The organism is Silanimonas sp. (assembly GCF_044377035.1).
Taxonomy (GTDB): domain Bacteria; phylum Pseudomonadota; class Gammaproteobacteria; order Xanthomonadales; family Xanthomonadaceae; genus Silanimonas.
This window is the reverse complement of sequence record NZ_JBILJW010000026.1, coordinates 1-14,783: the sequence shown is the minus strand read 5'-3', so window position 1 is coordinate 14,783 and position 14,783 is coordinate 1. Positions and strand designations below refer to the sequence as shown.

Annotated in this window: 12 protein-coding genes; 6 read left to right on the top strand and 6 right to left on the bottom strand. The window is 69.5% G+C overall.

The window, feature by feature from the left end; genetic code table 11:
* Positions 1-5: 5 nt before the first annotated feature.
* On the bottom strand, positions 6-1,787 hold the full coding sequence (locus tag ACIQ6S_RS12800; protein ID WP_397608699.1) for a hypothetical protein: 1,782 nt from the start codon (positions 1,785-1,787) through the stop codon (positions 6-8).
* Between the two features lie 232 nt (positions 1,788-2,019).
* Here ACIQ6S_RS12800 and argS point away from each other — a divergent pair, with 232 nt between their 5' ends.
* Positions 2,020-3,783 carry an arginine--tRNA ligase gene (gene argS, locus ACIQ6S_RS12795; protein ID WP_397608698.1) on the top strand — a complete coding sequence of 588 codons (1,764 nt, stop codon included), beginning with the start codon at positions 2,020-2,022 and terminating at the stop codon, positions 3,781-3,783.
* Positions 3,783-4,418, top strand: coding sequence for an SPOR domain-containing protein (locus ACIQ6S_RS12790; RefSeq protein WP_397608697.1), 636 nt, complete (start codon positions 3,783-3,785; stop codon positions 4,416-4,418). Before argS ends, ACIQ6S_RS12790 begins: the two co-directional genes overlap by 1 nt.
* A gap of 22 nt (positions 4,419-4,440) precedes the next feature.
* Here the strand turns inward: ACIQ6S_RS12790 and ACIQ6S_RS12785 are convergent, their stop codons facing one another.
* Both ACIQ6S_RS12785 and ACIQ6S_RS12780 read right to left on the bottom strand, forming a co-directional pair.
* The gene (locus ACIQ6S_RS12785; RefSeq protein ID WP_397608696.1) at positions 4,441-6,510 is read right to left on the bottom strand and encodes a diguanylate cyclase; all 2,070 of its coding nucleotides are present in this window, start codon (positions 6,508-6,510) and stop codon (positions 4,441-4,443) included.
* Positions 6,511-6,548: 38 nt separating this feature from the next.
* Positions 6,549-7,400, bottom strand: a complete 852-nt coding sequence (locus tag ACIQ6S_RS12780) for an NAD(P)-dependent oxidoreductase (protein WP_397573592.1) — start codon at positions 7,398-7,400, stop codon at positions 6,549-6,551.
* A gap of 139 nt (positions 7,401-7,539) precedes the next feature.
* Here ACIQ6S_RS12780 and ACIQ6S_RS12775 point away from each other — a divergent pair, with 139 nt between their 5' ends.
* Complete coding sequence (locus ACIQ6S_RS12775) at positions 7,540-8,472, top strand: sterol desaturase family protein (RefSeq protein ID WP_397608695.1); 933 nt, start codon at positions 7,540-7,542, stop codon at positions 8,470-8,472.
* Here the strand turns inward: ACIQ6S_RS12775 and speA are convergent.
* Entirely contained in the window at positions 8,445-10,361 is a 1,917-nt protein-coding gene (gene speA / locus ACIQ6S_RS12770; RefSeq protein WP_397608694.1) for an arginine decarboxylase, read from the bottom strand. The genes ACIQ6S_RS12775 and speA overlap by 28 nt on opposite strands.
* A gap of 241 nt (positions 10,362-10,602) precedes the next feature.
* On the opposite strand from speA, the gene speE reads away from it, so the two are divergent.
* Complete coding sequence (gene speE, locus ACIQ6S_RS12765) at positions 10,603-11,463, top strand: polyamine aminopropyltransferase (protein ID WP_397608693.1); 861 nt, start codon at positions 10,603-10,605, stop codon at positions 11,461-11,463.
* 73 nt (positions 11,464-11,536) lie between these two features.
* Here speE and ACIQ6S_RS12760 read toward each other — a convergent pair whose 3' ends face one another.
* Both ACIQ6S_RS12760 and ACIQ6S_RS12755 read right to left on the bottom strand, forming a co-directional pair.
* The gene (locus ACIQ6S_RS12760) at positions 11,537-11,875 is read right to left on the bottom strand and encodes a P-II family nitrogen regulator (RefSeq protein ID WP_297867625.1); all 339 of its coding nucleotides are present in this window, start codon (positions 11,873-11,875) and stop codon (positions 11,537-11,539) included.
* A 68-nt stretch (positions 11,876-11,943) separates the two neighbouring features.
* The gene (locus ACIQ6S_RS12755; RefSeq protein ID WP_397608710.1) at positions 11,944-13,299 is read right to left on the bottom strand and encodes an ammonium transporter; all 1,356 of its coding nucleotides are present in this window, start codon (positions 13,297-13,299) and stop codon (positions 11,944-11,946) included.
* Positions 13,300-13,512: 213 nt separating this feature from the next.
* Between ACIQ6S_RS12755 and ACIQ6S_RS12750 the strand changes: the two genes are divergently transcribed.
* Positions 13,513-13,782, top strand: coding sequence for an accessory factor UbiK family protein (locus ACIQ6S_RS12750; protein ID WP_297867623.1), 270 nt, complete (start codon positions 13,513-13,515; stop codon positions 13,780-13,782).
* 9 nt (positions 13,783-13,791) lie between these two features.
* Positions 13,792-14,783: YifB family Mg chelatase-like AAA ATPase (locus ACIQ6S_RS12745; RefSeq protein WP_397608692.1), on the top strand; the 992-nt coding region annotated here is incomplete at its 3' end.

Sequence of the window (14,783 nt, the reverse complement as noted above, 5' to 3'; positions counted from 1 at the left end):
GGGGATTACGGGTTGAACGGACGGGCCCAGCCGAGCGTCCAGTTGTCGGCGTCGGCGTTGCTGCGGAAGGCGCCGACATAGTCAGTGGCCACGAACCAGTCATTCAGGCCCGGGGCGGTGGCGTTGACGGGCGGGAACACGCCGGCCGGCGCGTTGCCGTTGGGGAGGAAGCTACCCGCTGCCAGCACCGACGCACCGAGAACCTCGTTACCGGACTGCCCGGTGAACCACGCCTGGGTGTAACCAGCGGTCACGCCGGAGCCGTCGCGATAGCTCGCTGCGCAGCCTGCAAGCTTCACATTGTTGGCGGTCAGCACGCCCGTAAGGGCCCCTGCGGCACCTGCCGCCGTAGCCGTCGGCGCGCCTTCGATGGCGACGCAAGCGCGCTTAAAGCCCTCCACCAGCATGTTGTAGAAGTTGCCGCCGGTGCCGCTGTTGAGCTGGAGGCCGTCGCGGTTGTTGCCGGTGCCGGCGCGGACCGTGATGTTGGCGACCGTGCCGCGGGCGCGCGGCGTGGAGTCGGCATTGGTCGGGCTGTTCGACAGCTCGAACGCGTGATCTTCGCCAGCGCAGCCGCGCTGGTCGACGACACCGAACTGCAGCTTGCCGGTGAAGCCCTCGTCCCAGTCGAAGCCATCGTCGCCCGCGCAGGTCACCAGGGCGTGACGGAGGTTGACCGTGCCGCCGAACCACTCGAAACCGTCGTCCTGACCGCGGAAGGCCTGCAGGTACTCGAGCGTGGTGCCCGAGCCCACGCCGTTGAAGGTGAACGAGTTCAGCTCGCGGTTCGTGGTGAAGATGTAGCCCGCATAGCGGACCTGCATGTAGCGCACGACGCCGCTGTTGTCCTTGGCGTCGGTGCCACCGTAGCGGTTGGTGGTGTCCCACTCGGCCACACAGTTCGGGTTGCAGTTCGACGGGGCGTTGCCGGAGATCACGAGGCCACCCAACTGGCCCGGCGCCGGGGCGCCGGGAGCGCCCGGCAGTTCGTTACCCGTGGTCATGACGATCGGGAACTCGCGCGACCCTTCGGCGAAGATCTTCGAGCCGCGGTTGACGGCAAGGTGGTCGAAGGAGTTCGCGCTCGCGCCGGTCGAGACCAGCAGGGTGCCCGGCTGGATGCGGAGCGTAGCGGCCGTACCGCCCTGCCCGGTGTCGGTGCCGACCTGGACCTTGCCGTTCATCACCCAGGTGATGTTGTTGGTGAGGGTCTGGTCGCCGGTGATCGTGGCCGGGAGCTGGCAGGCGCGCGCGCCGAAGGCCGGGGCCGCGGTGGCGAACGCCGGGCAGGCGGTGAAGGTCTGCTGGTAGGCGCAGGTGGCCGGATCGGCGCCGGCGAGACGCTGCAGCGTCTGCGTGCGGTTGGCGAAACCCGAGCCCGCATCCATCGTGTAGCTGACGGTGATCGAGTTACAGCTGTTGATCGTGAAGGTCGCGGTGCCGATCTGCGTGGTGGCCGCGGTGCCCGGGGCCGGCCAGGTGCCCGCCGCCGAACGAAGGACGGGCACGGTCGTCGACGTGAACTGGAACTCCGACCAGTTCTGCTGGGCCGTGATCCAGAACGGGTTGCCGGCATTGTCGTAGACGAAGTCTGCGGCGAACAGGGTGCCGCCCGCGCGCTGCGCGTTCGGGATGAAATCGATCAGGACGCCGCGGCCGGAGGCGGCCGGGTCGAACCAGGCGCCGTCGAAGGCTTCGGACAGACGCACCGAGGCGTGGGCCTGGGTAGCGGCGAGCGCGATGGCGCTGGCCAGCGCGAGTCGGGTGAGGCGGGTCGTGGCGGACATGACAGAACTCCAGAAGTCGGGAACGGGACCGGCGACGGGCGGTTGCCGTCGAGCGCCGCCATGCTCGGCTCCGTCGATGACAGCCCGGCGAGGCTTTCTTGACGGTCAGGTTGCAGTTCGGCCGCCCCGCCGGCCTTCCGGTAAACTTCGCGATCGCCTGCGGGCGGGCCCCCAGGGGCCCGAGCCGCGCCTCGATTTCGGCCCGGCCCTGCCGGGCACCCCGGATACCGCCGTGAAAGAACACCTCCGCGAACTGCTTGCCCAGGCCCTGCTCGACCTGCGTCGCCACGGCCGCCTGCCGGCGGATCTCGCCCTGCCCGAAGTCGTCATCGACCGGACCAAGACGCCCGAGCACGGCGACTACGCGACCAACCTCGCGCTGATGCTGGCCAAGCCGGCCGGCATGAAGCCGCGCGACGCCGCACAGGCGCTCGTCGATGCGCTGCCGAAGTCGCAGCACGTGGCCAAGGTCGACATCGCCGGCCCGGGGTTCCTGAACTTCCACATCTCGCAGGGCTGCCGCCTGGCGACGATCCGCCGCGTGCTAGACCAGGGCGAGGCCTACGGCCGCGGCGAGCCGGGCTCGCTGGAGTCGGTCACCGTCGAGTTCGTCTCGGCCAACCCGAACGGCCCGCTGCACGTCGGCCACGGCCGCGGCGCCGCCTATGGCGCCACCGTCGCGACCCTGCTCGAGGCCGCCGGACACACGGTGCAGCGCGAGTACTACGTCAACGACGCCGGCCGCCAGATGGACATCCTCGCCGTCTCGGTGTGGGTGCGTTACCACGAGCTGGCGGGCGTGGCCCTGCGCTTCCCCGACAACGGCTACAAGGGCGACTACGTCATCGAGATCGCGCGCAAGCTGCGCGGCAAGGTCGGTGATGCGTTCAAGCGCGGCGCCACCGAAGTGATGGACAGCCTGCCAGCGGACGAATCGCAGGGCGGCGACAAGGAAGCCCACGTCGACGGCCTGATCGCCCGCGCCAAAGCGCTGCTGGGCGAGGCCGACTACCGCAAGGTGTTCGACGCCGGTCTGTCGTGGTGCCTGGCGGACATCAAGGACGACCTCAAGGGCTTCGGCGTCGTCCATGACAACTTCTTCAGCGAGCGCTCGCTGATGACCGACGGCTACGTGCAGCGCGCCATCGACACGCTGCAGGCCAACGGCCACCTGTACGAGCAGGAAGGGGCGCTGTGGTTCCGCGCCACCAGCTTCGGCGACGACAAGGACCGCGTGGTCAAGCGCGAGAACGGCGTCACCACCTACTTCGCTTCCGATCTCGGCTACCTGCTCAGCAAGTTCGAGCGCGGCTTCGAGCGCGCCATCTATATCTTCGGCGCCGACCACCACGGCTACATCGCCCGCCTGAAGGCCGCGGCGCAGGGCCTCGGCCTCGACCCGGCGAAGATCGACATCGAGCTGGTGCAGTTCGCCATCCTGTTCCGCGGCGGCGAGCGCGTGCAGATGTCGACCCGCGCCGGCAGCTTCGTGACCCTGCGCGAACTGCGCGAGGAAGTGGGGACCGACGCGGCGCGCTTCTTCTACGTCATGCGCGGCAACGACCAGCACCTCGACTTCGACCTCGACCTCGCCAAGAGCGAGTCGAACGAGAACCCGGTCTATTACATCCAGTACGCGCACGCGCGCATCGCCTCGATCTTCCGCCAGGCGGTGGAGAAGGGCTACTCGTGGAACCGCACCGCGGCCGAAGCCGCACGCGCGAGGCTGGTCGAGCCGCAGGAGAACGCGCTGATCACTGAGCTGATGCGCTTCCCCGAGGTCGTGCAGGCCGCCGCGCAGCATCGCGGCCCGCAGATCATCGCGAACTACCTGCGTGAGCTCGCCGCCTGCTTCCACGCCTTCTACAACGCCCAGCCGATCCTGATCGCCGACGAGGAGCTGCGCCATGCGCGCCTCGGCCTCGCCGCGGCGACGCGCCAGGTGCTGGCGAACGGCCTCGGCCTGCTGGGCGTCTCGGCCCCGGAGAGCATGTGATGGCGGCGAAGCGCGGCGGCAAATCGCAGGCGAAGCGCGGCGGCGGCCTGAAGACCGGCCTGATCCTCGTCACCGGCCTCGCACTGGGCCTCGGCCTCGCCGCGGCCTACCTGATGTTCGGCGACCGCCAGAAGCTCGACGCGATCCTGCCGCAGCCGAACCCGCAGGCCGAAGCCCCGGCGCCGCGCCGCGATGCCGAGCCGGTGGCGCAGGAGCCGGAAGAGGCGACGGAAGCGCCGAAGCCGACGTTCGACTTCTACACCGTGCTGCCGGAGAAGGAAGTGGAACTGCCGGGCGAGACCGCCGAGGCGGCCGCGCCGGGCAGCACGGCGCCGGCATCGACGGCTCCGACGACGACACCCGCGGCGGGCGCTGGAACGACGACGCCGTCAGCGGCGCCTGCGACGCAAAGCGGCCTTCAGCTGCAGGCCGGCGCCTTCGGCAATGCCGGCGATGCCGAAGCGCTGCGCGCCCGGCTCGCGCTGGTCGGGCAAATGGCACGCATCGAAACCGTGCAGGCCAATGGCCGCACCCTGCATCGCGTCCGTCTCGGCCCCTATGCCGACGTCGCCACGCGCGACGCTGCGCAGAAGGCATTGGCGGAAGCCGGCGTCACGGCGACTCCGGCGCGCTGAGCCCCCCGTCGGCGGCTCGGGCCTACGGGGCTCCGCCGCCCTCGCGATCGAAGGACCGCACCAGTTCGAAGGCCCCGGCCCTCAGCAGCGACCGCACGTCCTGGCCCTCGATGGCGGGATCGTCGTCGAGCCGCCGCACGACGCCCACCCAGGCATCGCGCCGAGCCTTTGCGAGGTACAAGGCTTCGTCCGCCAGCGCGAGGGTGGCGTCCCAGTCCCCGGCGGTGGCTTCCGGAAGGATCGGAAAGGCCGCGAAGCCGATCGAACAGGTGAGCGCGAGCGGGGCCTCACCGTCGATGGCGAAGCGCTCGGACCGCACGGCGGCGGCGAGACGCGCCGCCAGCACCGGCGCCTGCGCCCGGTCGACGAAACGCTGGACGACGAGGAACTCCTCGCCACCCCACCGCACCAGCACATCGGAACTCCGGCAGGTGGCCTTCAGCACGGCGGCGAACCGCGCCAGCACCCGGTCGCCCACGGCATGCCCGCGTTGGTCGTTGACGGTCTTGAAGTGGTCGATATCGATGAGCAGGGCCACGAGATCGCTGTCGGCCGCGCGCTGCCCATCGGCGCGCCGCCGCAGACTGAGCGGCAGATCGGCCTGGAGCGTGTCTTCGAGCAGCCGGCGATTGCCGAGACCGGTGAGCTGGTCGGTTCGCGTCAGGTCCGCGAGCCGCCGATTGATCGCCTGTAGTTCGCGACGACGCAGCAGGAAGCCGCCGAAGACCAAAGCGAGGGCGACCAAAGCGGCCGCGAGCAAGTGGCGCGTCGTCCGCTCCTCGCTCAGCTGCAGGCCCTGCTCGGCCTGCTCGCGGCGCAAGGTTTCGAGCTCCAGTTCGCGCCGCTCGGCCTCGTAACGGCGGTCGAGCGCATCGAGGCGGCGCGTGCGCTCCTCGTCGAAGATGCGATCGCTGAGTGCCTTGTGACGACGGAACGATTCAAGTGCCTCGCGATGGCGTCCGGCCGCCGCTTGCACTTCGGAGAGCTGCAGCGTGGCTTGGCGCTGCACCTCGAGAGCTTCGCCCTGCTCGGCCTGCGCGAGGGCGCCGAGGATCCGGGCCTCAGCCGTCGCCCAATCGCCCTGCCGGAAGGCGAGGCGCCCTTGGGCAAGCCCCACCAGCATCCGCTCCCGGGGCTGGTCGAGCGCTTCGGCGATGGCCTCGGCGTCGCGCAGGTGCCGCGCCGCATCGGCCAACCGATCGTCTTCGAGCCCGACCTGGGCCAGGGCGATCAGGGAGATCAGCTCCCCGGGCCGGTCACCCGCCTGCCGCCGCAGGGCGAGGGCCTCTTCATGGTGGGCACGGGCGGTGGCGACATCCTCCGCACCGAGCGCGAGGTCTCCGAGGTTATGCAGGGTTCCCGCGATGCGCGTCGGTACGCCGAGCTCCCGACGAACCGCCAGCGCGAGCTGGTAATGCTCGAGGGCCCGCTCGCGGTCGCCGAGCCGGGCATACAGCACGCCGAGATTGTTCTCGGACAACGCGATGTCCTGCGCTTCGCCCAGCGATTCGCGCAGACGCAGGGCTTCGTGCGTGTAGCGCAGGGCGGTGTCGTAATCGGCGAGATCGAAGCCATGCGCCACGCCGAGGTTGTTCAATACCCCGGCGATTTCGCGGGGGCGCGCCAACGAGCGCTCGATGGTGAGCGCCTGCTCGAAGAGCACGATCGCCTGCCCCGGTTCACCCCGGCTCCGCGCGATCACGCCGAGGTTGTTCAGGGCACGTGCGAGTCCGGGTGAATCACCTTCGCGTTCGGCCAGCGCACGCCCGCGACCGGCCACGGCCGTGGCCTCGTCGTAATGGCCGAGCACCATCTGCGCCCAGCCCATCTCGTTGAGCACGCGCACTTCGGAGGCCGGGTCCGGCCATTGCGCAAGCAGGGCCAGCGCCTCCTCGCCCGCCGACAGGGCGCGCTCCGGTGCCTCCTGCCGCGAGGCCACCACGAGCTCCACCAGGGGAGCGATGCGGGCTTGCCCCGAGACGCCCTCCACGGAGGCCTCGAGCCGATCGCGTTCGCCAGAAGCGGCAGCCGCCGCGGGCGTGAGCGGCAGAAGCGCGAGTACGAGCACCGCCACCACCGCCCATCGCGGCAAGAGCGATCGGCGGGGGCGAGGCGGCGCCATGCGTGGGATCAGCGCTTGAGTTGGATCAGGGCCGAGGTATCGAGCTCGCCGTCACCGCGGCGCTCGAGCTCGCTGTAGTCCGCCAACGCCCGATCGATCACCGGATGGCGGATGCCGGCCGCGTCTGCCATCGATTGCACGATACGAAGGTCTTTGGCCATGTGCGCGCACTTGAAACCGGGCTTGAACTCGTCGCGGAGCATCGTCGCACCACGCTTGTCGAGAAACCAGTTGCTGGCGGCACCGGCCATCAGGGTCGGGAGCAGGCGCTCCGGATCGAGGCCCAGCTTCTCGGCGAAGGCCAAGCCTTCGCAGACCGCCTCGTTGATGCCGGCGACCAGGATCTGGTTCACGGCCTTGGTCGCCTGCCCCGCGCCGGTCGCCCCCATCAGGGCGATGCGCGCCCCATAGGCCTCGAGCGCCGGACGGGCGCGTTCGAGGGTGGCCTCGTCGCCACCGACCATGATCGACAGCCGGCCGTTCTTCGCGCCCTCGACGCCACCCGACACCGGCGCATCGAGGAATTGGATGCCGCGAGCGGCCAAGCGCTTCGCCGCTTCGCGAGCGGTCTCGACCGCGACCGTGCTGTGGTCGATGACGATGGCCCCCGGGGAGAGCACCGCGGCGAGGCCGTCGACGTTCTCCAGCACATCAGCGTCGGCGGAAACGCAAAGCGCCACCACGTCGCAGCCGGCGTAGTCCGCGAAACCGGCAGCCGCCGCAACGTCGGCGCGGTCGGTGGCGAAGGCCTGCGCCTTCGCGAGCGTGCGGTTACCGGCCACGGCCAGCAAGCCGCGGTCGGCGAGGTGGCCGGCCATCGAATGCCCCATGGCCCCGAGGCCGATGAATCCCGTCCGCATGTCCGCTCCTACGCTTCTCGCCGCTTGTGGGCGAAGTGTCCCACAGCGACCGGCCGCCGGGACCGATGGGCGTTGCGCATCGCGCGAACACCGCGTAATGAGGACGCTCAGGACCTTGTGGCCGGACGGAATGCGCCCCGTGAACACCCATTCCTGGCGGCTTCGTGCACGACATTGGATCGAAAGACTCGGCCACCCCGTACTGCTGGTCGGCGCGGGATTGGTCTGGTGGGGCATGGGGCGCAGCGCCGATGCGGTGCTGGTCGCCTTGGTCGTCGCCTTCGTCCTGCTGACGCTGCTGGAACACCTCGTGCCGGCGATGCCGGACTGGCGCCTGCGGCCGGGCCAGCGCCTGCAACTCGTTGGCCTATACCTGATGAGCTTCGTGCTGTTCGGCGTGCTCACCGGGGTGCATGAGTCCCTCCTCGTGGCGCCCTTGGCGGCGACACGCGAGGCGTTGGGCCTCGGTTGGCCCGATTCGCTGCCGGTCCTGGCCCAGGTGCTGCTGCTGTTCTTCGCCAGCGACTTCATCTACTACTGGATCCATCGCGCGATCCACCGGTGGGGCTGGCTATGGAAGGCCAGCGGGCACGGCTTCCACCACGCCTTCCAGAACCTGCATGCCTTGAACGTCGGAACCAACCACCCCTTCGAGATCGTGCTGCTCACCCTGCCGATGGTGCTGGTGGCCACGATGTTCGGCGCCGGGGCGGAAGCGGTAGGGGGCGCCAGCGTCCTGATCGTCGTGAACACCGCCGCGGCGCACGCGAACGTCCGGATGGAAACCCCCGGCCTGAACTGGCTGGTCACTTCCGCCAACCAGCACCGCCGGCATCACTCCGCCGTTTTCGAAGTCAGCAACACGAATTTCGCCTGCAACGCGATCCTCTGGGACCGGCTGTTCGGCACCTACTCGAGTGGCGACGTCACGCAAACCGGCATCGGACCGCGCGAACCGACCCTGCTGCAGAAGTTGCTGCTGCCCTTCCGCGAGCCGGACTTCGCCGACACTGCGGCGAGTCGCACGAAGAAGCCGCGGAACGATTACTCCAGCGGCTCTTCGGACAGATAGGTGTAGCCGGTCAGCCCGGCCTCGAGTGCGGCGAGGAACTCGGCGGCGGTGGCCTCGGGCAAGCCAGCGGACGCCACGTTGCTCCGGTAACGGTCACGCAGGTCGGCAAGCCGGTAACCCACGTAGTCGAGCATCACGTCGGTGGTGTCGCCGCGGCGCTGCGTGTCGAGCCGGTAGCCGCCGGTGCCGTCGAGGTGCACCGCCACGGTGTCGGTGTCGCCAAACAGGTTGTGGATGTCGCCGAGCGTCTCCTGGTAGGCGCCGACCATCGCGATGGCGAGCAGATAGGACTCGCCCGGCTTGAGCGCATGCAGCGGCAAGGAGGCGTCGAGCGCTTCGCTTTCCACGTAGGTGTCGATGCGGCCGTCGGAATCGCAGGTGAGGTCGGCGATCACGCCACGACGCGTCGGCTCCTCGTCGAGGCGCTCGACCGGCACGATGGGGAACACCTGGTCGATGGCCCAGACATCCGGGATGGATTCAAACACCGAGAAGTTGACGAAGTACTTGTCGACCAGACGCTCGTTGAGCTCGTCGAGCACCGGGCGGTGGCTCTTCTCCTCGGCCGACAGGCGCTGCCGCACCGCGTGGGCGATGGCGTAGAAGAGATCATCCAGCTGGGCGCGCTGCTCGACGCCGAGCTGGCCCAGCGCGAACAGGGTCTGGCCTTCCGCAAGGTGGTGCTGCGCTTCGTGGAAGAGTTCGACCGGCGGGCGCACGTCGAGCTCCGCCTGCACTTCGCGCAGGTGGCGGATCACCGAAGGCTCGCCGGGCTGCGAAGGGCCGACGCGGCCTTCCGGCGCACGCTCGACTTCCGAGACGTTGACCACCATCACCGCGTGGTGCGCGGTCATCGCGCGGCCTGCCTCGGTGATGAGGCGCGGCTGCGGCAAGCCGTGCTCGGCGCAGGCTTCGGCCAGCGGCTGCAGCAGGGTGTAGGCGTACTGGTCGAGGCCGTAGTTGATCGAGCAGAAAGACCGCGAGCGCGTGCCTTCGTAGTCGACGCCGAGGCCGCCGCCGGAATCCATCAGGCGGATCGGGCAGCCGCGCTTCGACAGTTCGACGAAGTAGTTCACCGCCTCGCGCATGCCGCTGGCGATGTCGCGCACGTTGCTGATCTGCGAGCCCATGTGGAAATGCAGCATCGCGACGCTCTCGCCGAGGCCCGCGGCCTGCAGCTTGTCGACGGCGTCCAGCACCTGGCGCGGCGAGAGGCCGAACTTGGCCTTGTCGCCGCCGCTGTTCTGCCACTTGCCGGCGCCGAGCGACGCCAGGCGCAGGCGGATGCCCACCACCGGCGTGATGCCGAGTTCGCGCGACTCCTCGATGATCAGCCCGACTTCCGAGGGCTTCTCGATGACGAGGATGGTGTCGAGGCCGAGCTTGCGGCTCATCAGGGCGAGGCGGATGAACTCCCGGTCCTTGTAGCCATTGCACACCACGACGCTGCCCGGCTGCGCCAGCGCCAGCACGGCCATCAGCTCCGGCTTGCTGCCGGCCTCGAGGCCGAAGTCCGCGGTGTAGGGCGCTTCGCCGACCGCCGCACCCACCCGCGCCAACTCACCGGCCACGCCGGCGTGCTGGTTCACTTTGATCGGGTACACCGCCGTATAGCCGCCGCGGTAGTCGAGCTCGCGCATGGCCTGCGCGAACGCCTGCTGCAGCTTGCCGAGGCGATGGCCGAGCACGTCGGAGAAGCGAACCAGCAGGGGCAGCTTGTGACCCATGCCGCGCGCCCGCTCCACCACGTCGGAGAGCGCGATCGCCGGGCCTTCGTCGCCATTGGGGCGCGCCACCAAGCGGCCGCGACCGTCGATGTCGAAATACCCGTCCGACCAGTACGGCACGGAATAGGTGTGGCGGGCGCGGTCGAGCGTCCAGGCGGTCATGGGCTGGGGGCCAGGTGGAAACAAAGGGCGCGTAGTGTACGACCGGGGGGTGAACAGGGGGACGATGGCCGGGGCCGCGCCGGAGAAACGGGGGTAGACTGCGCGCCCCCGGGCGGGCGGGCCCGCGCGGCGGCGGCGAGCAGCACTCGCGCCGCGCATCCAGAGCGGGGAACGCGCCCCACCGAGAGCAGAGCTCGCTCCCCACCCACCGGCTTCGACTACGAACCTTCGGAGAACCCTGATGACGTCCTCTTCCTCGACTTGGCTCCACGAGACCTTCGACCACACCGGCTCGGCCTTCGGCCTGCGCGTGACGGCGAAGCTGGACGAGGTGCAGTCGCCGTTCCAGAAGATCGAGATCTACGACAGCACCGACTGGGGCAAGGTCATGCTGATCGACGGCGCGATGATGGTCACCACGCGCGACAATTTCTTCTATCACGAGATGATGGCGCACGCGCCGCTGTTCACGCATGCGAATCCGGAGAACGTCGTCATCATCGGTGGCGGCGACTGCGGCACGCTGCGCGAAGTGCTCAAGCACCCGGGCGTCAAGACGGCCGTGCAGTGCGATATCGACGAGCAGGTCACGGTGATGGCCCGCAAGTACTTCCCGGAGCTGTGCGAGAGCAACGACGACCCGCGCGCGACGGTGATGTTCGATGACGGCATCGCCTACATGAAGAACGCCGCGCCGGAGAGCATCGACGTCGTGATCGTCGACTCCACCGACCCGGTCGGCCCGGCGGAAGGCCTGTTCAACCGCGCCTTCTACGAAGACTGCCTGCGCGCGCTGAAGCCGGGCGGCCTGCTCGTGCAGCAGAGCGAGAGTCCGCTGGCGCTGATGCACCTGATCCTCGACATGCGCGCCGCGATGCGCGACGCCGGCTTCCAGGACTTCCGCGTGCTGCCCTTCCCGCAGCCCTGCTACCCCACGGGCTACTGGAGCTGCCTGATCGCGTCGAAGGAATCGCGCGATCTCACCCAGTTCCGCATGAAGGACGCCGCCGCGCGCCCGTTCGAGACGCTGTACTACAGCGCCGCCATCCACCAGGCCGCGCTGGCCCTGCCGCCCTTCGTCGAAAAAGCGCTGGCGAAGTAATCCGGCCAACGCTGGCGATGCAAAGAGAAAGGGCGCCGTGAGGCGCCCTTCTCCGTTATGCCTTGCCGTCGACTTAGAGCGCGTCGCCGTCCAGCTCGCCGGTGCGGATGCGCATCACCCGCTCGAGGTCGTAGACGAAGATCTTGCCGTCGCCGATCTTGCCGCTGTTCGCAGCGCCGGCAATGGCTTCGACGACGCGGTCGACCTGGTCGTTGGTGACCGCCACTTCCAGCTTGATCTTCGGCAGGAAGTCGACGACGTACTCGGCGCCGCGGTACAGCTCGGTGTGGCCTTTCTGCCGCCCAAAGCCCTTGACCTCGGTGGCGGTGATGCCGGTGACCCCCACCTCGGACAGCGCTTCGCGCACGTCGTCGAGCTTGAAGGGCTTGATGATGGCCGTGACCATTTTCATCGGGATGTCCTTTCGTCAGTTCAGTGCGAAGCCTAAGGCGCGGGGCATTCCCCGCGCCATGGCCGCGATCAGAGGTTGTAGCCGTTCTCGCCGTGCAGGGCGAGGTCGAGGCCTTCCTGCTCTTCTTCCGGCGTGGCGCGCAGCCCGCCGAACAGGCCGGCGATCTTCAGCGTGATCACAGTGACCACCGCCGACCACACCACGGTGATACCGACGGCCGCGGCCTGCCAGAACACCTGCTCGCCGATCGTGCGGTCGCCGGGCAGGCCGGCACCGCCGAGGGCGGCCGACGCGAACACGCCGGTCAGCAGGGCGCCGATGATGCCGCCCACGCCGTGCACACCGAACACATCGAGCGAATCGTCGTAGCCGAAGATCCGCTTCAGCTTGGTGGCTGCGAAGAAGCAGACCACGCCCGAGATCGCACCGATGGCCAGCGCACCCATCGGACCAGCGGTGCCAGCGGCCGGCGTGATGGCGACGAGGCCAGCGACTGCGCCGGAAGCGATGCCCAGCACCGAGGGCTTGCCGTGGGTGATCCACTCCGCCGCGATCCAGCCCAGCGCCGCCGTGGCCGCCGCGATCTGCGTGACCAGCAGGGCCATTGCCGCGCCACCGTTGGCCGCGACCGCGCTACCGGCGTTGAAGCCGAACCAGCCCACCCAGAGCAGGCCGGCACCGATCAGCGTGTAGCCCAAGTGGTGCGGGGCCATCGCCGTGGTCGGCCAGCCCTTGCGCTTGCCCAGCATGATCGCCGCGACGAGGCCAGCGACGCCTGCATTGATGTGCACCACCGTGCCGCCCGCGAAGTCGAGGACGCCCCAATCCCAGAACAGGCCACCCACGCCGGCCCAAGTCATGTGCGCGATCGGCAGGTAGGCGAAGGTGAACCACAGCGCCGAGAACACCAGCAGCGCGGCGAAGCGCATGCGTTCGGCGAAGGCGCCGACGATCAGCGCCGGCGTGATGATGGCGAAGGTCATCTGGAAGGCCACGAACAGGCTTTCCGGGATGGCCAGCACCAGCGAATCGCGGGTGACGCCCTCGAGGAACAGCTTCGACGTGCCACCGATGAAGCTGGCCAGGTTGATCTCGCCTTCCACCATCCCCGTGGTGTCGAAGGCCAGCGAATAGCCGTAAACCACCCAAAGCACCGTGATCAATCCAGCAATCGCAAAGCACTGCATCAGCACGGACAGTACGTTCTTGGCCCGCACCATGCCGGCGTAGAACAGCGCCAGGCCCGGCAGGGTCATGAGCAACACCAGCGCCGTCGCCACCAGCATCCAGGCGGTGTCACCCGCCGAGATCGTGGCCTCCTGGGCACTCGCCGCACCCGCCGCCGTCAGACCGGCCAGGCCGACCGCCCACGCCGACGTCCCTTTCGCGGCGCGTCGAAGCGCGCCCTCGCCTCGAACTCGCATTCGCATCGTTGTCTCCCCAGGTGAAGTGATCCCCACCGTCGATGCGACCAGAAACGGATCGATTGTCTACGTCACGGGGGCTGTGCTTTGATACTGGCCCTCGCTCGGGACCCCGGCCTGCCGGCATCGGCCCACCCCTCGCCGCGACGTCTCCTGACACTTTCGCGGCCGTACCGCCGCCACGCTGTCGTCGACCGCCCACGGAGCGCCACCATGATCGACCTCAAGGCCATCGACGACCTCGCCCGCCGCCTCAACGACCTCGTGCCGCCCGGCCTCGAGGGCGCGCGCGCCGATCTCGAGAAGAATTTCCGCGCCGCGCTGCAGGCCGGCCTCGGCAAGCTCGACCTCGTCACCCGCGAGGAATTCGAAGTGCAGAAGGCCGTGCTTCGCCGCACCCGCGAGAAGCTCGAAGCGCTGGAACGCCAGCTCGAGGCCTTGGACGCCGCCTCGCGTCCCGCGTCACCCGACACCCGCAACTGAGCTGCCGCCATGGCGTTGGCGCTGGTGCACACCCGTGCACGCTGCGGCGTGCGCGCGCCCGAAGTGCGCGTGGAAGTCTTCATGGCCGGCGGCCTGCCGCAGGTGACCATCGCGGGGCTCGCCGGCACGGTCGCCCGCGAGTCGCGCGAGCGCATCCGCGCCGCCCTGCAGGCCAGCCAGTTCGAGCTGCCGAGCAAACGGGTCACGATCAACGTGGCGCCCGCGGAGCTGCCGAAGGACGGCGCGCGCTTCGACCTGCCGATGGCGGTGGGCCTGCTCGCCGCCGCGGGACAGATCCCGCTGGAGGCCCTGCGCGAGGTCGAACTGCTTGGCGAACTGTCGCTGTCCGGCGCCCTGCGTGGCATCAGTGGCGCGCTGCCGGCCGCCATCGCCGCCGGTGAGGCGGGGCGCGCGCTGATCCTGCCCGAGGAGAACGCCGCCGACGCGGCGTATGCGCGCCAGGCGAAGGTATTCGGCGCCCGCACGCTGGCGCAGGTGGTGGCCCACCTGCGCGGCGAACGGTTGCTGGCACCCGTGCTTTCGCCGGTGGCGGAGGACGCCACGGACGCCACGACACGCGGCGCCGAAGGCGCGGACCTCGCCGATGTGATTGGCCAGACCCTCGGCAAGCGCGCTCTCGAGGTCGCTGCCGCCGGCATGCACGGCCTGCGGTTCACCGGCCCGCCGGGCTGCGGCAAGACACTGCTCGCGCGCTGCCTGCCCGGGCTGATGCCTCCGCTCACCGCCGCGGAGGCACTGGAGCTGGCCGTGATCCGCAGTCTCGCCGCGCCCCTGCGGGAGGCCGGCGGGTGGCCCACGGCACGACCGTTCCGCGCTCCGATGCACGGTGCCAGCGCGGTCGCGCTGGTCGGGGGCGGCGGGATTCCGCGACCGGGGGAGCTCTCGCTGGCGCACCACGGCGTGCTGTTCCTCGACGAGCTCCCGGAGTGGAGCCGCAACACCCTCGAGGCCCTTCGCGAACCGCTGGAATCCGGCGATGT

Coding starts and splice junctions, on each gene's coding strand:
- ACIQ6S_RS12800 (WP_397608699.1), bottom strand. CDS start 1,787: ATGTCCGCCACGACCCGCCTCACCCGACTCGCGCTGGCCAGCGCCATC.
- ACIQ6S_RS12790 (WP_397608697.1), top strand. CDS start 3,783: ATGGCGGCGAAGCGCGGCGGCAAATCGCAGGCGAAGCGCGGCGGCGGC.
- ACIQ6S_RS12780 (WP_397573592.1), bottom strand. CDS start 7,400: ATGCGGACGGGATTCATCGGCCTCGGGGCCATGGGGCATTCGATGGCC.
- speA (WP_397608694.1), bottom strand. CDS start 10,361: ATGACCGCCTGGACGCTCGACCGCGCCCGCCACACCTATTCCGTGCCG.
- speE (WP_397608693.1), top strand. CDS start 10,603: ATGACGTCCTCTTCCTCGACTTGGCTCCACGAGACCTTCGACCACACC.
- ACIQ6S_RS12760 (WP_297867625.1), bottom strand. CDS start 11,875: ATGAAAATGGTCACGGCCATCATCAAGCCCTTCAAGCTCGACGACGTG.
- ACIQ6S_RS12755 (WP_397608710.1), bottom strand. CDS start 13,299: ATGCGAGTTCGAGGCGAGGGCGCGCTTCGACGCGCCGCGAAAGGGACG.
- ACIQ6S_RS12750 (WP_297867623.1), top strand. CDS start 13,513: ATGATCGACCTCAAGGCCATCGACGACCTCGCCCGCCGCCTCAACGAC.